The organism is Marinomonas sp. MED121, from assembly GCF_000153025.1.
Classification (GTDB): Bacteria; Pseudomonadota; Gammaproteobacteria; order Pseudomonadales; family Marinomonadaceae; genus Marinomonas.
In genome coordinates, this window is the sequence record NZ_CH672431.1 from 1 (window position 1) to 18,736 (window position 18,736).

At 41.4% G+C, this 18,736-nt stretch carries 24 protein-coding genes; 15 read left to right on the forward strand and 9 right to left on the reverse strand.

The window, feature by feature from the left end:
• The 5 genes from MED121_RS24340 to MED121_RS11610 all read right to left on the reverse strand — a co-directional run.
• Nucleotides 1-368, reverse strand: a 368-nt coding sequence (locus tag MED121_RS24340) for a hypothetical protein (protein WP_009833880.1), incomplete at its 3' end; no start/stop codon positions are given.
• A gap of 178 nt (nt 369-546) precedes the next feature.
• Entirely contained in the window at nt 547-1,230 is a 684-nt protein-coding gene (locus tag MED121_RS11595; RefSeq protein WP_009833882.1) for a hypothetical protein, read from the reverse strand.
• Complete coding sequence (locus MED121_RS11600) at nt 1,227-1,457, reverse strand: cell division protein ZapB (RefSeq protein WP_009833883.1); 231 nt, start codon at nt 1,455-1,457, stop codon at nt 1,227-1,229. Before MED121_RS11600 ends, MED121_RS11595 begins: the two co-directional genes overlap by 4 nt.
• Nucleotides 1,458-1,503: 46 nt before the next feature.
• Nucleotides 1,504-2,697: a flagella assembly protein FlgT gene (locus tag MED121_RS11605; RefSeq protein WP_009833884.1), complete on the reverse strand. Its 1,194-nt coding sequence runs from the start codon at nt 2,695-2,697 to the stop codon at nt 1,504-1,506.
• Between the two features lie 8 nt (nt 2,698-2,705).
• On the reverse strand, nt 2,706-3,374 hold the full coding sequence (locus MED121_RS11610) for an LPP20 family lipoprotein (RefSeq protein ID WP_009833885.1): 669 nt from the start codon (nt 3,372-3,374) through the stop codon (nt 2,706-2,708).
• Between the two features lie 265 nt (nt 3,375-3,639).
• Here MED121_RS11610 and dinB point away from each other — a divergent pair, with 265 nt between their 5' ends.
• The 6 genes from dinB (at nt 3,640) to MED121_RS11640 (ending at nt 8,228) form a co-directional block, all read left to right on the forward strand.
• Nucleotides 3,640-4,686, forward strand: coding sequence for a DNA polymerase IV (gene dinB, locus MED121_RS11615; protein ID WP_009833886.1), 1,047 nt, complete (start codon nt 3,640-3,642; stop codon nt 4,684-4,686).
• A 322-nt stretch (nt 4,687-5,008) separates the two neighbouring features.
• A complete protein-coding gene (locus MED121_RS11620) occupies nt 5,009-6,004 on the forward strand; it encodes a hypothetical protein (RefSeq protein WP_009833887.1) in 996 nt (331 codons plus the stop codon).
• Nucleotides 6,005-6,099: 95 nt separating this feature from the next.
• Nucleotides 6,100-6,774, forward strand: coding sequence for a dienelactone hydrolase family protein (locus MED121_RS11625; protein WP_009833888.1), 675 nt, complete (start codon nt 6,100-6,102; stop codon nt 6,772-6,774).
• A gap of 241 nt (nt 6,775-7,015) precedes the next feature.
• Entirely contained in the window at nt 7,016-7,129 is a 114-nt protein-coding gene (gene ccoM / locus MED121_RS24735) for a cytochrome c oxidase subunit CcoM (protein ID WP_009833889.1), read from the forward strand.
• Nucleotides 7,130-7,392: 263 nt separating this feature from the next.
• A complete protein-coding gene (locus MED121_RS11635; RefSeq protein ID WP_009833890.1) occupies nt 7,393-7,851 on the forward strand; it encodes a DUF2489 domain-containing protein in 459 nt (152 codons plus the stop codon).
• Nucleotides 7,852-7,958: 107 nt separating this feature from the next.
• On the forward strand, nt 7,959-8,228 hold the full coding sequence (locus MED121_RS11640; protein ID WP_009833891.1) for a hypothetical protein: 270 nt from the start codon (nt 7,959-7,961) through the stop codon (nt 8,226-8,228).
• Here the strand turns inward: MED121_RS11640 and MED121_RS11645 are convergent.
• Entirely contained in the window at nt 8,215-9,135 is a 921-nt protein-coding gene (locus MED121_RS11645; RefSeq protein ID WP_009833892.1) for a LysR family transcriptional regulator, read from the reverse strand. The genes MED121_RS11640 and MED121_RS11645 overlap by 14 nt on opposite strands.
• Nucleotides 9,136-9,227: 92 nt before the next feature.
• On the opposite strand from MED121_RS11645, the gene MED121_RS11650 reads away from it, so the two are divergent.
• The 5 genes from MED121_RS11650 to MED121_RS11670 all read left to right on the forward strand — a co-directional run bounded on the left by MED121_RS11650 (nt 9,228) and on the right by MED121_RS11670 (nt 12,866).
• Nucleotides 9,228-10,346, forward strand: coding sequence for a TauD/TfdA family dioxygenase (locus MED121_RS11650; RefSeq protein WP_009833893.1), 1,119 nt, complete (start codon nt 9,228-9,230; stop codon nt 10,344-10,346).
• A gap of 52 nt (nt 10,347-10,398) precedes the next feature.
• Nucleotides 10,399-11,016, forward strand: a complete 618-nt coding sequence (locus tag MED121_RS11655) for an HD domain-containing protein (RefSeq protein ID WP_207382813.1) — start codon at nt 10,399-10,401, stop codon at nt 11,014-11,016.
• Nucleotides 11,017-11,150: 134 nt separating this feature from the next.
• On the forward strand, nt 11,151-11,657 hold the full coding sequence (gene greB, locus MED121_RS11660; RefSeq protein ID WP_009833895.1) for a transcription elongation factor GreB: 507 nt from the start codon (nt 11,151-11,153) through the stop codon (nt 11,655-11,657).
• On the forward strand, nt 11,657-12,520 hold the full coding sequence (locus MED121_RS11665) for a DUF72 domain-containing protein (RefSeq protein ID WP_009833896.1): 864 nt from the start codon (nt 11,657-11,659) through the stop codon (nt 12,518-12,520). Before greB ends, MED121_RS11665 begins: the two co-directional genes overlap by 1 nt.
• Before the next feature lie 37 nt (nt 12,521-12,557).
• Entirely contained in the window at nt 12,558-12,866 is a 309-nt protein-coding gene (locus tag MED121_RS11670; RefSeq protein WP_036180374.1) for an NGG1p interacting factor 3 protein, NIF3, read from the forward strand.
• Here MED121_RS11670 and MED121_RS11675 read toward each other — a convergent pair.
• From MED121_RS11675 to ccsA, 3 genes are all read right to left on the reverse strand, one after another.
• A complete protein-coding gene (locus MED121_RS11675; RefSeq protein WP_009833898.1) occupies nt 12,863-13,432 on the reverse strand; it encodes an NUDIX hydrolase in 570 nt (189 codons plus the stop codon). The genes MED121_RS11670 and MED121_RS11675 overlap by 4 nt on opposite strands.
• Before the next feature lie 33 nt (nt 13,433-13,465).
• The gene (locus tag MED121_RS11680; protein WP_036180375.1) at nt 13,466-14,722 is read right to left on the reverse strand and encodes an HlyC/CorC family transporter; all 1,257 of its coding nucleotides are present in this window, start codon (nt 14,720-14,722) and stop codon (nt 13,466-13,468) included.
• A 79-nt stretch (nt 14,723-14,801) separates the two neighbouring features.
• Nucleotides 14,802-15,572, reverse strand: a complete 771-nt coding sequence (gene ccsA / locus MED121_RS11685; RefSeq protein ID WP_009833901.1) for a cytochrome c biogenesis protein CcsA — start codon at nt 15,570-15,572, stop codon at nt 14,802-14,804.
• Between the two features lie 128 nt (nt 15,573-15,700).
• Between ccsA and ffh the strand changes: the two genes are divergently transcribed.
• From ffh to trmD, 4 genes are all read left to right on the forward strand, one after another.
• Nucleotides 15,701-17,074, forward strand: a complete 1,374-nt coding sequence (ffh, locus tag MED121_RS11690) for a signal recognition particle protein (RefSeq protein WP_036180376.1) — start codon at nt 15,701-15,703, stop codon at nt 17,072-17,074.
• 271 nt (nt 17,075-17,345) lie between these two features.
• Nucleotides 17,346-17,594: a 30S ribosomal protein S16 gene (rpsP, locus tag MED121_RS11695; protein WP_009833903.1), complete on the forward strand. Its 249-nt coding sequence runs from the start codon at nt 17,346-17,348 to the stop codon at nt 17,592-17,594.
• Between the two features lie 14 nt (nt 17,595-17,608).
• A complete protein-coding gene (rimM, locus tag MED121_RS11700; protein ID WP_009833904.1) occupies nt 17,609-18,154 on the forward strand; it encodes a ribosome maturation factor RimM in 546 nt (181 codons plus the stop codon).
• 20 nt (nt 18,155-18,174) lie between these two features.
• Nucleotides 18,175-18,736, forward strand: a 562-nt coding sequence (trmD, locus tag MED121_RS11705) for a tRNA (guanosine(37)-N1)-methyltransferase TrmD (RefSeq protein WP_036180378.1), incomplete at its 3' end; no start/stop codon positions are given.

Here is an 18,736-nt window from a genome sequence, read left to right on the forward strand (position 1 = left end):
TCGGCATCGGCATCGGCATCGGCATCGGCATCGGCATCGGCATCGGCATCGGCATCGGCATCGGCAAAAATGTCGTTGAAAATGGGGGTGCTGTTTAAGTCAAAACTCAGTTGCTCTTCATTTTCTTGGGGGTTTTTGGGTTTGGGGGCTTCAGATAGGTCTAGTGAGTCTGCGATATAGAGCTGTAGCTGATCAGCTGCTGCTAAACCTTCCATGCTGCTTAGTAGCGGGTCTGGCTCAATCTGGGTAGGCTGAGTGTCAGTTAAGTTGATTTGTGAGCGTAAATCGCAGATTTCTTGCTTTGCTGACTTGAGTTCAGAGGTAAGTGTGTTGATTTTTTGCTCAAGTAGCGCGATTAGTTGATCCATACATAGATGCCTGATTATTGCAGTGGGGGCAGGGGCGTTACTTTCGCTCCCGATAGGCCATACATCTGCTTTAGCTGCTCTGGTGTTGGTTCAACAATTTCTATGTCTGATGACATCTGCATTTGCAAATAGAAATAAATCCCCAGGCAGCTAAAAGCCAGAAAGAATAGCTTTTTCATTAGAAGCTTAACGCCAGGCCAAAGGTGACGTGGTCGCCATAAGTGTCACTTGAGCCAGTGTAGGCCCTTAGGTAAACATCTAAGCGAGTATTGTCAGATGGAAGAAGTCTGACGCCCACTTCAGGGTAAAGGCTGGTGCCGCCAAGAAGCATAATACCTGCGCCAGCATAGGCATAAACAGGTGCGCCATCAAACATCACAACAGCGCCTTGACTATAAGCGCGAGCGCCAGCGTTTAGTGATAGGTCAAAACTATCTCGCATGACTAAACTTAAGCCACCGTAAAAAGAGAAGCTGCTAGGCGTAACCATTTCTTGAGCAATGTTAATAATGATGTTGGTATCTGAGTCGCTAGGCCCTGTGATTCTAGATTCATAAGAGACTAGATTGGAGATGGTACTCTCTTGGCCAAAGCCACCTTCTCCACCAAAACCACCGTCGCTGCCAAATGCTGCTGGATCTTGCTGAACAAAGGTGCCTTGATCAATAGGTTGGGCATAAGGTTGGCCCTGTATTGGTTGGTTAGGTGTCATCAAGCTTGGGTTTGTATCAACAATAGGGTCACTAATGTTTGGCGCGGTGACTTCTTCTTGAAGTACCTCATCACCCGTAAAAACGATTCCTTCAGCTTGTGCTGATAATGCTGCAAATGTTAATGCGCCAGTCACTAGGTATTTGATCATTCTGCGTCGTCCAATTGGTTGAGGTTGGTAAGCATCTTATTGAGTGATGTTTCCCAATTGTTTTGCTGTTCTTGATGGTTATAAATCTTTTGTTCTAGTTCGCTGTTTTCGTCATTTAATTGAGTATTTTCGCTTTCTAATTGCGCTATTTTTTGGCGTAACACACTGATTTCATCTACCGCTTGATTAATGCGTTGTTCCAGATGATGTAATAATTCGTTGTTCATGTATTTTCCCTTGCGACTTTTTAGTTGTTTGACTGATTGTATTGATTTACCAAGCAATGACAACGTCTTGCTGCTGAACATTTAATATTCGAGCATCAATATTGAGCTCACCAATGGAAAAGTTTGGTTGAACTTGCTTTATGGTGATCTTGATGTTGGCATTATTTAGTTGAGTGAGAGGATTCTGCAATTGGTTAAATACCTGATAGCGTCGATAAACTCCAAAAGTATCATCCAGTTTTATGCCTGCGATTGAGCCGGCGTTGATGTGTACCCTGTTCCCTTCGGTACGAAAGATGTTTGCCATAAATGGCTGGCAGCGTAAACGAGAGCTAGTATCGAGTGCTGCTTGCCATAGAACCTGTTTCGCTATTTTGCCAAAATGTGTATTTTTAAATCTTGGGCTGCCATATCCTGTGCGAATGGATTTATCTAAGTTCCATTCACCGCTTTCAAAATAGCTTTGCTCGAATAAAAGTGCGCCACTAAAGCCATCGTATAGATAAATGTCGATAGCAAAATTACGTGGGCCACTGGTTTTATTTTCTTCGTGTTTAAAGTTTTTAAAGACATTGGCTTTATTGGGTTCAAGCTCATTGACTGGCCCTATGTCTCTAATGACACCAGAAACCACATACTGAACACCCAAATCTTCTCCAATTCTTGCTACATCGGTTAAAGAGCCATCCGGGTTGTTGGAGGTAGGGGCATTTATTAGATCTGGATATATCTGAATATTGGTAGCGGCTAAAGCGCGTAAAAAGCCTTGTTTGTTAATTTCGTCAACTAGGTCTCTTGGTACAAGCCTGGGGGCATTATGAATAGAGCCTAGATTTGCTTGTTGAGGTGTTTGTAAGGCGAAGCTGGTGACGCCGATAAGTTTGCGATATAGGTTGGTGGCGCCATTGCTGCAAATATGCTCTGGAGTCACTTCAGCGGCAACAACGACAGTTAAGATGTCGTTTATGCGCTCTTCTTTTAAGATATTTGTGCTGTGTGTCATGCCTGCACCACGCACTGTGCTGGCAGATTCGATTTCACCGTTGCTAAATGTTTCTTGGCTAATTACTCTGGCATTTGCCTGAAGCACAGCTTGTTTAAGTGCTTGCTCTGTTGCTCGATATCTCGCGTCTGCAATATCTTCGTTATAGATAATTGCCTGTCCCTGCGCTTCAATCATTTGAGCTGAGGCGCTGGAACCATAGATAATCAGTGCTATAGCAAAAAACTTTTTAATCATGGAAATGACTACTCAACAGAATAAAAGTTTGTCGTCGTAGACCTTACTTGTGGGCTGGTTTTGCTTTGATATTGGCTCACACCGTTGTTGATATTGCTATAACCCATTTGACATGCTGGATTGGTTGCAATTGATGCTGGATCTTGCACGCATTGTTGGAAGTTTCCTTGTAGAGCCATTTCGACAATGGTTTCGAAACTGCCATCTTCAAGCTCTCTTTGGGAAACGACTTTTGCACCCATCAAATAAGCATCAACAAAAGTTTGTAGCTCATCATGTGCAGCCATCATGTTTCTCAATGAAGTTGAGCCTCTTAATTTAAGGCCATAAACACGCTCAGATAAGTTTCTGTAAGCATCAACTTTTGAGCCCCTTAAGGTTAATAGTCTGATTTGAGGGCGAGATAGCTTTTTGCTTACCATAGGTGCGGCATAGCCTGTTGCGCTGACAACGATGGGTTGCGGCGCTTGTTGAACAACCAGTTGCTGCTGCATTGCTGGAGCTGTGTAGTTATTTGTTCCATAACTAGGTTGAGCAAAGTTTGTCGGTGTGGTTGAGGTTGCACTTGCAGAGTCACAAGGTGCGATGCCTGAACAGGAGCCAGCACTTGATACTCGACAGCCTGCTAGAATAATGCAAGTTCCGATTAATGCTGCATAGAGCAAACTAGATCTCATTCTCTTCTCCTAGATGGTTCTTTAAGCCTGCCATAGAGTTCTTTATATGCTGAGGCTGAATAAAAAATATTTTTACCTTGAATGCATGAATTATGCCTAATTATTTTAAATTGGTGAACTATTGTTCTAATCGGTCTGATTGTGATTGCGATTTATCATAAAAATTAAGTGATGGGGTTAGCTTAATAACCAACTAAAAGAGATTGAATTATCGGCTAGTCTCTCTCATAATGCTGTTTATATATACAGTATTTTGTGATGGTTTATGCGTAAAATCATACATATAGACGCAGATTGCTTTTTTGCAGCAGTAGAAATGCGTGATAACCCAGATTTTAATGATGTGCCCTTAGCGATTGGCGGGCCAGCCAGTTCTAGAGGGGTTATAGCGACTGCCAATTATGCGGCTAGAGAGTATGGTGTGAGATCCGCTATGTCATCTGCTAAAGCGGTAATCCTATGCCCTCATTTGACTTTGATAAGAGGCAATATGGAAAAATATCGCCTCGCCTCGCGGCAGATGCATGCCATATTTCAGGAATACACCTTAAAAATAGAGCCACTATCCTTGGATGAGGCTTATCTGGATGTGACTGATTGCACCCAGTGTCATGGCAGTGCCACGCTGATTGCTGAAGAGATTAGACAGCGAATTTATCAAACAGTGGGTATTACTGTTTCGGCTGGTATTGCTGTAAATAAATTTTTGGCCAAGGTCGCAAGTGATTGGAATAAACCCAATGGTCAGTTTGTGGTTGAGCCAGCCAAACAGGAGGCATTTATTCGTTCTATTCCTGTTAAGTGTATTCATGGTGTCGGTAAGGTGGCTCAAGAAAAGTTGAGTAGACTTAATGTAAAAACGTGTTTTGACTTGCAAAAAGTAGATTACTTAGTGCTATCGCAATACTTTGGAAGTTGGGCCTATAGGCTGCAGCAGCTATCAAATGGGATTGATAATAGGCCAGTACAAAGCTGCTCAGAGCGCAAAAGTATTTCTGTTGAAACGACCTATGCGACTGATCTAGAAAGTCTCACTGAATGTGAGGCTAAACTGCCGAGTTTACTGCTTGAGCTTAAGAGACGTATTAAAAATAAAGGGACTGCTTTACATCTAGGTAAATATTATTTGAAGCTAAAATTCTCAGACTTTCAGCAAACGACGATTGAAACGGCTTATGTTGCAGGAGATGAGCTTTCTTTTTTTACTGATTTGTTAGGTCAGGCGTATGCGAGAAGACAAATGCCAGTCAGGCTGATTGGTGTTGGCTACAGGTTAAAAGCAATTTCTGAGTATCAACTTAGTTTATTCTAACTTACTCAAATGGGCTGTTTAAATGAAATTGAATCAGCATCAAAAAACTAGGAAATAGGCGAATAAGGGCTATAGTTTGTTATTGATGATGCGATAAAGTCCTCCATTTAAGAATGCTAATAGTGTGTTGCTGATTTAATTTAAATATTGGTTTTATTTATGTGTTTTTAGGTCATACATTTTTGTGTATCAGTAAATCGGTAAAGTCTTTCATCTATATCGTTTTTTCTTTTAGGTGATTTAAAGTACTTTAGAGAGTCTGGCTTTCTGGTTGGGTTGGTAGTGGGTTTAAGCATCTTCTTTATTTTTTTAGAGGTGGTTAATGATGAATATACAAGCTTTAACTTGGACTCAATTGCAGAAAAGTGTTTTTACGACTGATCAGTCCTCTCTCATTCAAAGGTTGAGATTTGATATCGAGCAAACATTGAAATCCTTATATGCGGATGTTGCTCTTAGTGAAAATTTGGAAGACCTTTATTTACCTTTTGCACACTGGATTGATCAGTTAGCGCAGCCAAGGTCTCATCCTTTAGTAGTTGGTATGGGGGGCGCACAAGGTTGCGGAAAAACAGTATTTACCACTGTGTTAAGCCATGTTTTGTACAAGGCTTATGACAAAAAATGCATAGTTTTAAGTATTGATGATTTTTATAAAACTCGTATGGATAGAGAGCGCATGGCACGTGATGTCCATCCTATGTTTATGACTCGCGGTGTGCCAGGTACTCATGATCTTGCCTTGATAAATAATATATTAGATAGGTTGGCAGACCTTAAGGCTGGTGAGGTCATGCGTTTGCCTTGTTTTGATAAATCTACGGATGAAAGACGCCATGTGAAAGACTGGCAAGAGGTTGAAGGTCCGGTTGACGTTATTTTGTTTGAAGGTTGGTGTGTTGGTATGCCTGAGCAAAAGCAATCGATCGCAGCTCCTATTAATCCACTAGAAGAGGAAATGGATGCACAAGGTGTTTGGCGTGAACAGGTTAACCAGTATTTAACAGACGACTATCAACAGCTGTTTGCTCGTATTGAGTTAATGTTGTGGATGCAGGCGCCGAATTATGAGGTGGTTTTTGACTGGCGAAACAAGCAAGAAAGGTTGTTAGAAGAGCATTTGCTCGACATTCATGGCGATGGGTTAAATAAAATAGATCTGACAGTCATGTCGAACGAAGAGCTAAAACGGTTTATGCAATTCTATGAAAGGCTGACTAAGCATATGATGTCAGTAATGCCTGATAAGGTAGACGTTTTACTTAAGCTTGATGAGAAACAGGTCGTGACTAAAGTGCAATTTCCAACCCATCATTAAAACATCCTTTTTGGTGGATAAATTTTAATGTCTTTTATGCTAGGCTATCGAGCTTTGTTCGATAGCCTTTTTTATGTTTTAAATGGAGTATTACCTTGTCGCAAGCACTTGAATATTTAACCTTAGAAACTAGTTCACAAGCTGATTCAGCCGTTATTTGGTTACATGGCTTGGGCGCTGATGGTAATGATTTTAAGGCGATTGTTCCTTCTTTGAATTTACCTCAAAATGCTGCTATTCGTTTTATTTTTCCTCATGCTCCTGTCAGGCCAGTTACTATTAATGGTGGTATGCCAATGCGAGCTTGGTATGACATTTTAGAAATGTCATTGGAGCGTAAAGTAGATATGGCAAATATTGATGAATCAGTTGAACAGATCACACATATTATTGAGCAGCAAATTGAAGCGGGTATTGCTATTGATCGCATCTTGATTGCTGGTTTTTCTCAAGGTGGTGTAATTGCTTATCAGGTTGGTTTGTTAGGTAAGTATAAACTTGCTGGTATCATGGCTTTGTCGACCTATCTTGCTGATGCGAGTTTGATTCCTGCAGCGAAGGGCTCAATCAATGAAAATACGCCAGTTTTAATTCATCATGGCACCCAAGATCCAGTGGTTCCTTATGAGTTAGCGACTCGAGCTCAAAGTGAGTTAGAGGCGAAAGGCTATCAAGTTGAAGTTGCCTCTTATCCTATGCCGCATTCTGTTTGCCCTGAGCAGGTGGTAGATATCTCTCGCTGGTTGCAGCGAAGCTTAGATATTCACTAAGAAGTCTGCTAATAAGTTCTCCTGCCTTGGCGTGTGGATAAAAGTACTGAGATTTATGTTAATGGCCTTATCTATTGGTAAGGCTAGGGAGAGTTTGTTTCATTGCAGCTTCCTAAGATTTTTTCTGATCTGAATCAATAAAAAATCAAGCAGATTTCTGCTGACCAAAAACCTTGATATATGTCACTGACTGCTTGAGGAATAGGCACATAATTGCTCTTAATTATTAAGGAGAACAGTTATGTTTTTAGACTCTATTGTTGTTTCTGGTTTGATCATTGTTGGATTAATGGTCGCGTTTTTTGTTGGCTTTGGTTATGTGGGCTACAAAAAATATAAAAAGGAAGTTAAGTGATCAAATTTAACTTCATATAAAAATTAGAGTTCAGTTGTGTGCCCCTAATTTTATTATTAATGGCACGCTTGAATTCTAATTTTATTATTAATGGCACGCTTGAATTCTAATTTTCTTCTAATAAGTGGGCGCCGTCTTACTTAGCAAACCCGCAGTTATCTTTCTTTTCTTGATTGTCGAATGCATGTGATTGCCTCATAATATTAGCTAGTTTCAAGATTGCATTTATGCATCTATTTCATCTTCTTTTTTTCGGAAAAAATATGTCAACTAGCAGTTTAATATTCGCCATTGTGGCAGGTGTTCTCATCATCTCTGTGCTTGTTTGGGTTATTGTGCGTCAGCTCAAGCAAGATGGTAATCGTAAAAAAGACATGAAAGACGCTGAAGCAACTCTGCTAGAAGGGCGAAAAAAACGTATTGAGAGTATTCATGTGCTGCTCAAAGTGGTTGGGTCTGAGGATTTAGGTTGGATGGAAGCCAGTATCAGGGTGAAAACCTTGTTGGATCAGCTAAGTCTTGATTTGTCAGAGCATGAAACAATAGGCGTCTTTTATAAGGTGTATGCACAAACGGAGCATATTCCAACCCATGAAGGTTGGAATAATTTACCTAAAGATGCCCGCAGAAAATTCAGAATAGAAATGATGAAGTGTGAGGCCCAGTATCAGGATGAATTAGAGCAAGCCAGAGTGGCTTTGCTTGAATATCCTTTAAAGTAAATTTTAGAGGATAAGAAGAGTAAATGCTGGCCTTCGTTGGACTCGTTTTAATTATCTTTAGTTTGTTTGCGTTGGTTTTTTGCTTCTTTTATAAGTTTAGATCCAGTATGCCCTATTATCGGGTTGATCAAAGTTATTGCTGCTTTTTGCTGCAGCATGCTATTGCTGGAGACCTCCCTTGTACAGATTGGTACTTATTTATTGGTGCGGTCAACCTTACATCTGAAGATTTGGAGACGCTTCGTTTGGCTTGTGTTGAAATCGATGAGGAATTTTCCAAGGAAAGTGTGATGGTTAATGGTAAGTTTTGTATGAATTTTAACCAACAAGGTAAGGCTGAATTGGCACTTTTACTGACGCAGCTTAAAGGCGTTTAGGTTCTTTTTGTTCTTCAATTAACCAATCAATGACAGGGCCAATGGTGGCGGTTGATTTGTAGTTTGAGCAAATATGGTAGCCTCTTTTAGGTGAAATTAAAGCAGGTTTTAGTGCGATAAGGGTTCCTTCTTCGAGTTGTTTATCTAATAAGCCTTTCCAACCTAGACAAATTCCTTGCCCTGCAATAGCTGCTTCTATTGTGAGTGGGTAGTTCTGATAGCAAAATGAAACAGGGTCAGCAGGGATATTGACCCCTAATATATTTGACCAATTTTGCCAATTGATCCAACGAGCATCATTCTGATCCTTATGTAAAAGAGGAAGCTCGCTTAAGTTTGTTAAGGTTTGCTTTTCACTCAATTTTAGTTTGTTTGCTAAGGCAGGTGAGCAAACTGGAAACACTTCTTCTTCAATAAATAGCTCTTCAAAACGATACTCTCCAAGCTCATTACAAAAGTGAAATGAAATGTCTGAGTTGAATGACATCATGTCGCTTTTGCTGTTTGTGGGGCGAACCTCAAATAAATAATTGGGAAAGTGAGCTTGTAACTTGTTTAATCTGGGTAGAAGCCAATAGAAAGCAAAGCCAAAGTAAGCACTGATTGACACCTTGATCTTGTTGTCATTAAAGCTGGTTTTAGTTTTTTCCAAAGATGTGAGTAAGGGTGACAAATAAACCTTGAGCTCTTGATAGAACTTGCGTCCAGCAAGGGTGGTTTTAATTGGTTTGTGGGTCCTATCTAACAATACTCCTCCCATATAATCTTCTAGAGAGCGTATACGTTGAGATACTAAAGGTTGAGTTATACCAAGCTCTTTAGCTGCGGCTGTCATTGAGCCTTTTCTGACGGTGGTTTCAAACGCGATTAAAACCGATAAAGGAGGATAGTCTGATTCTTTAATCATTAGCTTTTTGCATGTTAGTTATAAGGTAATGCACCTGTTTTATTAGTGGGTGCTTATGGATACTTATTGCTCAACATATAGGAGAGGTTGGCATGCAACAAGTGAAATTTGAGGTAGATGAAGATAAAGCCCTTGTGCTCGCTAATATTAATGGCGCCTTACTGGAGTTGCCTGCACTTTGGTTAAGGGAACGTTGTCAGGATGATAAACACCTAGATCAAATTACCAAGCAAAGGCTTTATGACTCTCATCAATTAAATGAAGAAATCGCCCTTAGTGGAGTAAAGGCTACAGAGGATGGGCTGCTTTCTCTTTCATTTAGTGATGGCTATGTTGGGAGCTATGATACTCAAGTGTTTAATGATGATTTTGACTACAGTGATGGGCTACCAGATGTTAAGTCTTGGAAGGCTGATACTGATAAGGCTCAATTCAAAATTAGTCATGATTTGCTTTCGACACCAAGTGGCATGTTACAGGCTTTAGAGTGCTTTCTTACCTATGGCGTCCTAATTATAGATGGGGTGGATCAGAGAGAAGGTGCCGTGCTAGAGGTTGCTGAGCGCTTTGGTTATGTCAGAGAGACGAATTTTGGTAAGAGTTTTAGTGTATATACTCGACCAAACTCAGATGACCTGGCCTATCGCTCGGTAGCGCTGGGGCCTCATACTGATAACCCTTATCGCAATCCTATTCCTGGTATTCAATTACTTCACTGTATTCAAAACGAAACGCAAGGAGGATTATCAACTTTGGTAGATAGTTTGTCTGTGGTAAGTCAGCTAAAGCAAGAAGATCCAGAGGGCTTTGATTTATTATCCCGTGTTCCTGTTAGGTATCGACATCTGGATAAAAGCATCTGTTTAAGTGAGCGTAGAACCATGATTCAGTTAGATATAAATGGTCAAGTGGAGGGAGTCGCTTATAGCCCTCGGCTCGACTTTTTGCCCTTACTTAAGCAAGATGACCTGATTGTTTTTCATCGTGCTCGCAAGCGGTTAGGACAATTATTATCTGATCCAAAGTTCGAATGGCGCTTTAAATTGGCGCCAGGCCAGTTGCAAATGTTTCATAACTCAAGGGTGTTGCATGGGCGTACTGAGTTTGATCCAAATGAAGGTTTAAGGTATTTGCAAGGGGCATATATAGATCTGGATGGGCCAAAAGGGCGTTATAAAGCGCAAAAGAAACGTCAGTTAAGTGAAGGCTAATCCCTTATAGTGGGAAGTTAAGTATTAAGGTACAGGTTAGGAGGGGGTTATTATGAAGACGGTAAACTTTCGACAAATGAGAGACGGCACGAAAGAGGAGTACCTTTTTTTAGAGCAACATGAGAAGGCATATGCAAAAGGGCTGGCAGATAGAATCTTAAATACCTTAAGGGCGTTAGAAACAAGTTTATCTGGCTATTTGGTGACACGTCTTGAACACTCATTGCAAACTGCGACTAGGGCCGAGGCGGATGGTGCCGATGAAGAAATGGTATTGGCGGCATTAATTCATGATATTGGAGATGATTTATGTCCTTATAATCATTCTCAGTATGCTGCTAGCATTATACGTCCTTATGTTAGGCCAGAAGTAACTTGGATTATTAACCAGCATGGTTTGTTTCAAAACTACTATTATATTCATTTTTTTGGTGGCGATCCGAATGAACGGGATTACCTAAAAGGTCATAAGTGGTATCAGGCCTGTGTCGATTTTTGCGAGAAATGGGATCAGACATCATTTGATCCAGATTACCCTACGAAGCCGTTGGAATATTTTGAACCCTTGGTTCGTAAAATTTTTGCACGCTCACCTTTTGATCCTCAATTTGTTGGAGAGCAAACTATGGGTAAAAGTGAGGTTGATATTGCTTTATCTGGCATTGCTTAAGCGCTTTTGCTTCAGTGATACTTATCGGTATCGCTGAACTTTAAGTCCAAAATAAGATGATAGCTTAGACATTGAAGGGCGAAAGTTTTAGCATGGCTTAGGTTTATTGTTTTGATTTTTACTTGGAAGTTTTCATGTCTCGTTATCGCCCACCTATGCCACCTAAATCTGCTTATATCACTAAGGAAGGAGCGCAAAAACTGACGACAGAGCTCAAGTATCTGTGGAAAGAAAAACGGCCTCAAGTAACAGAAAGCGTACGTGAAGCTGCAGCTCAAGGGGATAGATCGGAAAATGCTGAATATATTTACGGAAAAAAACAGCTTAGGGAAATTGATAGGCGTGTGCGCTATTTAGAGAAGCGCCTTGAGGCTTTTACTGTGGTTGACCGTCTGCCAGAGGATCAATTAAGCATTTATTTTGGTGCTTGGGTGACCTTGGAAGATGATGACGAAAATACCAAGTACTTTCGTATTGTTGGTCCTGATGAATTGGATCATGATTCCCGCTATATCAGTATTGACTCTCCTATGGCAAAAGCGCTGCTTAAAAAGCAGGAAGGGGATGAAATTGAACTAAAGCTGGTAACGGGAATCGTCAATTATATCATTGATAAAGTTGAGTATAAGGCAATCCTCTAATGCAGCTACGCTTTGGTATGGCACAATGGCAGCATCCTGCTTGGGTGGCGTGGTTGTACACGCAGCAAGGGGCAAGCAATCGACGTTTGAGCGAGTATGCGAAGTTCTTTGATACGGTAGAGGTAGGGAGTAGTTTTTATGCTGACTTGACCCAAGAGCAGCTGCAATCATGGTTCGATCAAGTGCCTGATAACTTTCGCTTTGCTTTTAAGTTGCCACAATCAATTACCCATCGACTTGGTGTTTCTGATGAGGCTCAAGTTATTGACGCTCTCACTCGATTTTGTGAATTGTTAAGACCATTTTCCGCCAAATTGGGTCCTTGTATGATGCAATTTCCCGAAGAGGTGTCTCCTCTACACGTTGCCAAAATTGAAGCCTTATGTCAGGCTTGGGTCTTGCCAACACCTTTGTCTGTTGAGGTGCGAAATCAAGCTTTTTTCAATAAAGCAGAGGAAGAGGCGGAGCTTCTAAGGTTGCTTGCGAATAATCGACAAAACCGCGTTATCATGGACTCTCGTCCTGTCTTCTCGACACCCGCTTATTGTGACAGTTTGTTGGATGCCCAAAAGAAAAAGCCAAGAGTGCCATGTCATCCTCTTGCAACAGGGCAGAATCCCGTTGTGAGATTTATTGGGCACCCGGACCTCCCTCTAAATGATGTTTATCTAGATCAATGGGTGAAAAAATTAGTGCAGTGGTTACAAGAAGGGCGTGAGCCTTATGTATTTGTGCACTCATCTGATAATGTGGCGGCTCCTTTATTGGCAGAAGCCCTTGAGCAAAAAATAGCGGCATTGTTGCCTGTTTATGTGCCAAAACTGAAATTACCCAATAAGCCAGAGCAGTCTTTATTGCTTTGACTGAATGTATGAATTAATGACGCTAGGAAAATGGCCTATGTATTCACTTGTCTTTTATGTACCTGAATCTCATCTTGAAGACGTTAAAGAGGCTTTGTTTAAGGTGGGAGCGGGCGCAATAGGAGACTATGAAGCCTGTTGTTGGCAAGTGAAGGGGCAAGGTCAGTTTCGACCTAATGCCGATGCGAACCCTTTTATTGGTAAAAGGGGAGAGCTAGAAACCTTGTCAGAGTATCGAGTGGAAATGGTTTTGAAATCATCGCTTAAAGAGCCTGCTATTCAAGTGTTAAAAGCAGCTCACCCCTTTGAAGAAGTGGCCTACCATCTGATTCACGTTGAATCTTAAAATGTTTTAAGTGGCGGTAAAAAGTCTATCATGAGGGTTTCCTCGTGAAAGCCAAAGCTGCCTTTTTTTACGTCTTCAAGGTAAAGCTTTAGTGTGCGAGTAATGCTGTTGAAGGCGAGCTCTTTCCAAGGAATGTCATCAAGTTCGAATAATTCGACCTCTGAACTTTCTTCTGTGGTGTGAAAATCAGCTTTTGGTAAATCGGCTAGATAGAAAAGATGTACTTGATCTATTTGGGGGATGCTAATCATGCTAAAGGCTTGTCGACAAATAGCCTGCGATCCGCACTCTTCTAATGTTTCCCTAAGGGCGCCTGTGCTGGTGGATTCTTGGTTTTCCATGAATCCTGCAGGCAGTGTCCAATAGCCGCGTCTTGGCTCTATGTCACGACGACAAAGCAGTACTTTGCCTTGGTAGATGGGGATAGTGCCAGTAATTAATCTAGGATTATCATAATCAATGTGATGGCAATTTGGGCAAACTGCACGGGGTCTATTGTCGCCTGCAGGGATAGAGAAGTTAACTTGGCTGCCACATTTTGGGCAAAAACGCTTTTCTTGTGTCATCGTATTAAGCTTCTCTAGGTGTTTGCCTGAGGGTTAAAGGTGTTTGAGTAGTCGTGCGTACTTAACAACCTTATCTTCTATTTCTTGTATCTCAATTATATAGTTATCAACTTTCAAGCTCATTTGATTTTCTGGAATAAATTCCAGAGTCTCAATAATGAGCCCGTTGAGGGTTTTTGGACCATCGGTTGGTAGTGACCAGTCTAATGTTTTGTTGATTTCACGTATATGGATTGAGCCGTCAATTCTAAAAGAGCCGTCGTCTTGGGTGACGATTTCATCTTCTTCATCTTGTGTTGGTTGAGTAAATTCACCCACAATTTCTTCGAGCACATCTTCTAATGCAGCAATACCTTGTACATCACCATATTCATCCACGACTAGTCCCATCTGCTGGTGCTGCTTTTGAAAGTTTAATAGTACGGTATTTAAAGAGGTGCTTTCTGGAATGAAGTAAGGCTCTACAGTTGCCTTTAGAAGGGCTGCTTTGGATGGGTTTGGATCACGTAAGAACATAGCGGCATGCCTTGCATGAAGGATGCCGATGACCTTGTTAATTTCGCCATTATAGACAGGCATACGCGTATGACGTGTGCTACATATTTGAGCAATAATCTCGTCGATAGAGTCTTCAATATCAATCCCGACTACTTCATTACGCGGTACCATGATGTCTTCTACTGATACCTTTTCAAGATCTAGGATAGAGATGAGCATATCTTGGTGGGCTGGGGGAATAAGCCCATTAGCTTCATTTACTATGGTTCTTAGCTCTTCGGTACTGAGTTTATCGTTGGTATTGTGGTTAGCATTAACGCCCATTAGGCGAAGCAAGCCGTTAGAAATAAAGTTAACTAGCACTACCAGTGGATAAAGTAGTTTTAATAAAACCGTAAGCGCCCAAGATGCCGGAAAAGCAATTTTCTCAGGGTGGATGGTGGCCATGGTTTTAGGGGTGACTTCTGCGAAAATAAGAATGACGAGAGTCAAAGCAGCAGTGGCGATAGCGACACCGGCATCTCCCCAAATACGGACAGCAATGACGGTTGCAATCGCTGACGCTAAAATGTTAACAAAGTTATTACCTATTAATATAACGCCAATAAGGCGATCTGGACGCTCAAGAAGTGCGCTGACTTTGCGAGCGGATCTATGCTTGTTTTTAACCAGGTTTTTTAAACGGTATTTGTTTATCGAAAGCATGCCAGTTTCGGAACTTGAGAAAAAGGCAGAAAACAAAATAAGAAAGAAGAGTACTCCGAAAAGAATACTTAAGGGTATGTCGTTCAAAAAGGGTGGACCTCAGTTAATTTGATAAGTGGATTATTAGTTGTTCAATTGTCTCTGTCAAACACCTAAACAACTAATTTTACTTAGTGAGAATAAATTGCAGCACTATGCTACTTCCAAAGTAACCTAGCATAAGTAAAATAAAGCCACTGATTGTGAGTTTTACTGATAGTTGTCCTCGCCATCCAGCCCAGTGTCTGCCGACTAATAGACCCAAAAAGACTAACCAAGAAGCGATTGTGAAAAAGGTTTTATGCACTAGCTTTTGCGCAAAGATATCATCGATAAAATAAAAGCCCGTTATTATCGTAATTGTCAGCAGAATAAAGGCAGTCCAAATAAACTCAAACATCAGCCTTTCTAGGACTTGTAAAGGCGGCACTCTTAATAGTTGGCGTAGTTTATGGTGTTTGAGTTGATACTCTTGTAATGCTAATAAAATGCCGACACCGCACGCTGCGGTAAAGAGGCTATAAGCCACTGCGGCAATAAGAATATGTGCTGAGGTGCCTAGTGAATGAATATGGAAAGCTTGTAGGTGCCAAGGTTGTAGCGCATTTAACGCAATGACTAGTGCCGCTAAAGGGTAAGCTACGCATAAAAGGAGTGATAAATCTTTGTTGCGATTACTAAACCACAAAAGAGTATTGCCAATCAACGCAATCAGCATGCCTATCAATAAAAAGTCAAAGCCATCTTTATGTAAAAACAAAATAGATAAGGCATAGACGTGTGCTGCAATCGAGGCTGCACCTAATAGTTGTGATTTTTTGCTTTCTGGGCGTTTGTAATACATTGCCCCAGCGGCAAAAGTTGAAAATGTAGCGAGCCAAAGTGTTAGCTGAATCATGAATCTCTTATGTCCAAAGAGTAAAGGTATAGGGTGTAACTCATTTATCCGTTATAATAGGGGCAATTTCATCTTGGATAAACCTTATACTTGGTTTTTTCCTCACAGAGCAACATTTTGAGGCTAACATGTTCGACAATTTATCGAATCGATTGACCTCCTCGCTAGATCGTATCCGAGGACGGGCTAAGTTAACAGAAGATAATATCAAGGAAGTATTGCGCGAAGTGCGTATGGCGCTATTAGAAGCCGACGTTGCTTTACCTGTCGTAAAAGCTTTTATTGATAGTGTTAAAGAAAGAGCGGTTGGAACAGAGGTTTCTAAGAGCCTAAGTCCTGGTCAAGTTTTCCTGAAAATTGTTAAGCAGGAACTTGAGAAGGTAATGGGTGAAGCGAATGATGAGCTTAACCTAAAAGCTAAGCCCCCAGCTGTTATTTTATTAGCGGGTTTGCAAGGTGCGGGTAAAACCACCTCTGCTGCAAAATTAGCGCGTTACTTAAAAGAACGACATAAAAAGTCTGTTGCTGTGGTGAGTGCTGACGTATATCGCCCAGCGGCGATCAAACAGTTACAAACCTTAGCCAATGAAATTGGTGTGGACTTCATCGAGAGTGAAGCAAGTCAAAAGCCAATCGATATTGCAAATAATGCTATTGATGTAGCACGTAAATCCCACAAAGATGTCTTGATTTTAGATACTGCGGGCCGCTTAGCCATTGATGACGATATGATGGCAGAGATTAAAGCCCTTCATACGGCAATTGATCCGGTTGAAACCCTGTTTGTTGTAGATGCAATGACAGGTCAGGATGCGGCCAATACAGCTAAAGCTTTTGGTGATGTGCTGCCTTTAACCGGTGTTGTATTGACAAAAACAGATGGTGATGCACGTGGTGGTGCTGCTTTATCTGTACGTCATATTACCGGTAAACCAATTAAATTTTTAGGTGTGGGTGAAAAAACAGAAGCCCTTGAACCTTTCCACCCAGATCGCTTAGCGTCTCGTATCCTAGGTATGGGTGACATGCTTTCCTTAATTGAGGAAGCAGAGCAAAAGATTGATAAAACCAAGGCTGAAAAGCTAGCGGGTAAATTGCAAAAAGGTAAAGGCTTCGATTTAGAAGACTTTAAAGAGCAATTGCAGCAAATGAAAAACATGGGCGGTATGGGTGCCATGTTAGACAAGTTACCTGGCATGGGTGGTCAAATGGCCAATATCCAAGATAAGGTTAACGATAAAATGTTTGTGCAGATGGAAGCTTTAATTAACTCCATGACAGCACAAGAGCGTCGTAATCCAGATGTGATTAATGGCTCACGTAAAAAACGTATTTCGGCGGGAGCTGGGCTGCAGATTCAAGATTTGAACCGTCTGTTGAAGCAGCATAAGCAAATGCAAAAAATGATGAAGAAATTCAGCTCTAAATCCGGCATGAAGAAAATGATGCGCGGAATGGGAAGTATGATGCCAGGTGGATTCCCTGGTATGCCAAAAATGTAGTTGTGCAGGCTTTAAAACCTGTATCTGCAAGGTGTTTAAAAACGGTTGCTTAATTTAAGCGACCGTTTTTTTATGCAAATGGATTGCTTGTTAGAGTGATCTTGATTGGAATGCCTCTAGTCACAGGTTAGGTTGTGAAAATAATAAGCATCAAATGAAGATGCCTCTTTTGTTTTTACGCCGAATCGACTAGAATATGCCGCCTTCTTGAATTCCGACCTAATTTTAGGTGAATCAAGGAGCGTTTTTGTTAAGCAATAAGGAACCGATTATGGTAACTATTCGTCTTTCTCGTGGAGGCTCTAAGAAGCGTCCTTTCTATCACTTGAACGTGGCTGATAGCCGTCGTGCACGTGATGGTCGTTACATCGAGCGTCTTGGTTTCTTTAACCCTGTTGCTCGCGGTCAAGAAGAACGCCTACGCATCGATTTAGATCGCGTTGACCATTGGGTTGGTCTTGGTGCTCAGCTTTCTGATCGTGTTGCTCAGTTAGTTAAAGATGCTAAAAAAGCCGCTTAATTATTGAGGTAACTATGTCTGCGATTAAACAAGCAGCCGCTCCAGAGCAACCGCTTGCTGTCGGACGCATTACTTCGGTATACGGTGTAAAAGGGTGGGTGAAGATTTATTCACACACTGACCCCATTGAGGGCATTTTTAAATATTCTCATTGGTGGCTTAAAACCCGAACAGGGTGGCAAGCAATAGAGTTAAATCAAGGGCGGCTTCAGGGTCGTGGTTTGGTTGCTGCGGTAAAAGGATATACAGATCGTGATCTTGTAAAAGAGATTTGTGGCATGGATATCTATATCGAAGCACAAGATCTTCCTGATCTTGATGAAGGTGATTATTACTGGAGTCAGTTAGAAGGTCTTAAAGTGATCACCGAAGAGGGTGTCCTCTTAGGTAAGGTTGCTCAGATGATGGAAACAGGTGCTAATGATGTGCTTGTTGTTCGTGCTTGTGAAGGTAGTCTAGATCGTGAAGAGCGATTGATTCCTTATGTACCAGATATGTATGTTTTAAATGTAGATTTAAAACAAGGGCAGATGCTGGTGAATTGGGATCCTGAGTTTTAAGCGCAGACTCGAGGTATTAAGTGCAGATTAGTGTTATTTCTTTATTTCCTGAGATGTTTCAGGCCATTACCCAGCATGGTGTAACAGGCAGAGCAGTTAAATCGGGTTTGATAGATATAAATTTCTTTAATCCGCGTGATTTTACCCATGACAAGCATAAGACTGTCGATGACAGGCCTTATGGTGGTGGTCCAGGGATGCTGATGAAAGTTCAGCCTCTCAAAGATGCGATTGCGGCGGCACGAAGTGTCAGACCAAACGCAAAAGTAATTTTTCTATCCCCTCAAGGGCGTACGCTGACACAGGAAGGCGTGCAATACCTAGCTAAACAAGCAGAACTTGTTCTGGTAGCTGGGCGTTATGAAGGCGTTGACGAGCGTTTGATTCAATCTGAGATTGATGAAGAATGGTCTGTCGGTGACTTTGTTCTAAGCGGTGGTGAGTTGCCAGCAATGGTGTTAATGGATTCTGTGTTTCGCATGGTTCCAGGTGTATTGGGTAAAATGGCATCAGCTGAAGAAGATTCTTTTTCAGATGGTTTGTTGGATTGTCCACACTATACTCGTCCCGAGGTACTAAATG

What these genes read in the sequence shown, in the direction of transcription:
- MED121_RS11595 (WP_009833882.1), bottom strand. Translation starts at nt 1,230, where the DNA reads ATGATCAAATACCTAGTGACTGGCGCATTAACATTTGCAGCATTATCA.
- MED121_RS11600 (WP_009833883.1), bottom strand. Translation starts at nt 1,457, where the DNA reads ATGAACAACGAATTATTACATCATCTGGAACAACGCATTAATCAAGCG.
- MED121_RS11605 (WP_009833884.1), bottom strand. Translation starts at nt 2,697, where the DNA reads ATGATTAAAAAGTTTTTTGCTATAGCACTGATTATCTATGGTTCCAGC.
- MED121_RS11610 (WP_009833885.1), bottom strand. Translation starts at nt 3,374, where the DNA reads ATGAGATCTAGTTTGCTCTATGCAGCATTAATCGGAACTTGCATTATT.
- dinB (WP_009833886.1), top strand. Translation starts at nt 3,640, where the DNA reads ATGCGTAAAATCATACATATAGACGCAGATTGCTTTTTTGCAGCAGTA.
- MED121_RS11620 (WP_009833887.1), top strand. Translation starts at nt 5,009, where the DNA reads ATGATGAATATACAAGCTTTAACTTGGACTCAATTGCAGAAAAGTGTT.
- ccoM (WP_009833889.1), top strand. Translation starts at nt 7,016, where the DNA reads ATGTTTTTAGACTCTATTGTTGTTTCTGGTTTGATCATTGTTGGATTA.
- MED121_RS11635 (WP_009833890.1), top strand. Translation starts at nt 7,393, where the DNA reads ATGTCAACTAGCAGTTTAATATTCGCCATTGTGGCAGGTGTTCTCATC.
- MED121_RS11640 (WP_009833891.1), top strand. Translation starts at nt 7,959, where the DNA reads ATGCCCTATTATCGGGTTGATCAAAGTTATTGCTGCTTTTTGCTGCAG.
- MED121_RS11645 (WP_009833892.1), bottom strand. Translation starts at nt 9,135, where the DNA reads ATGATTAAAGAATCAGACTATCCTCCTTTATCGGTTTTAATCGCGTTT.
- MED121_RS11650 (WP_009833893.1), top strand. Translation starts at nt 9,228, where the DNA reads ATGCAACAAGTGAAATTTGAGGTAGATGAAGATAAAGCCCTTGTGCTC.
- MED121_RS11655 (WP_207382813.1), top strand. Translation starts at nt 10,399, where the DNA reads ATGAAGACGGTAAACTTTCGACAAATGAGAGACGGCACGAAAGAGGAG.
- greB (WP_009833895.1), top strand. Translation starts at nt 11,151, where the DNA reads ATGTCTCGTTATCGCCCACCTATGCCACCTAAATCTGCTTATATCACT.
- MED121_RS11665 (WP_009833896.1), top strand. Translation starts at nt 11,657, where the DNA reads ATGCAGCTACGCTTTGGTATGGCACAATGGCAGCATCCTGCTTGGGTG.
- MED121_RS11670 (WP_036180374.1), top strand. Translation starts at nt 12,558, where the DNA reads ATGTATTCACTTGTCTTTTATGTACCTGAATCTCATCTTGAAGACGTT.
- MED121_RS11675 (WP_009833898.1), bottom strand. Translation starts at nt 13,432, where the DNA reads ATGACACAAGAAAAGCGTTTTTGCCCAAAATGTGGCAGCCAAGTTAAC.
- ccsA (WP_009833901.1), bottom strand. Translation starts at nt 15,572, where the DNA reads ATGATTCAGCTAACACTTTGGCTCGCTACATTTTCAACTTTTGCCGCT.
- ffh (WP_036180376.1), top strand. Translation starts at nt 15,701, where the DNA reads ATGTTCGACAATTTATCGAATCGATTGACCTCCTCGCTAGATCGTATC.
- rpsP (WP_009833903.1), top strand. Translation starts at nt 17,346, where the DNA reads ATGGTAACTATTCGTCTTTCTCGTGGAGGCTCTAAGAAGCGTCCTTTC.
- rimM (WP_009833904.1), top strand. Translation starts at nt 17,609, where the DNA reads ATGTCTGCGATTAAACAAGCAGCCGCTCCAGAGCAACCGCTTGCTGTC.